We start from the raw sequence: 420 nt of genomic DNA on the forward strand, positions 1-420 counted from the left end.
TACTTGGTGAGCGCATAGACCGCCGCCGGGGAGTTGGTGGCGCCGCCGCGCGCCACCGAGGCGCCCACGGGGGTGCACTTGTCGTCCGCGACGCGGATGCCCCATTCGTCGATCGGCAGGCCGTTGGGCGTGCCGATGTCGGCCGCGCCGGCCATGGAGAGCCAGGCATCGGTGAAGCGCCAGCCCAGCGACGGGTCCTTCTTGCCGTAGTCCATGTGGCCGTAGATGGGCTTGCCGTCGATCTGCTTGACGTCGTTGCTGAAGAACTCGGCGATGTCCTCGTAGGCGCTCCAGTTCTGCGGCACGCCCAGTTCGTAGCCGTACTTGGCCTTGAACTTGTCCTTCAGGTCCTGGCGGGCGAACAGGTCGGCGCGGAACCAGTAGAGGTTGGCGAACTGCTGGTCGGGCAGCTGGTAGACC

General features: G+C 66.7%; 1 protein-coding gene. It reads right to left on the reverse strand.

What is annotated here, in order from left to right; genetic code table 11:
- The coding region (locus tag JZ791_RS44370) for a hypothetical protein (RefSeq protein WP_216903998.1) at nucleotides 1-420 on the reverse strand (420 nt) is incomplete at both ends.

This window comes from Nocardia alni (assembly GCF_019038435.1).
Classification (GTDB): domain Bacteria; phylum Actinomycetota; class Actinomycetes; order Mycobacteriales; family Mycobacteriaceae; genus Nocardia; species Nocardia alni.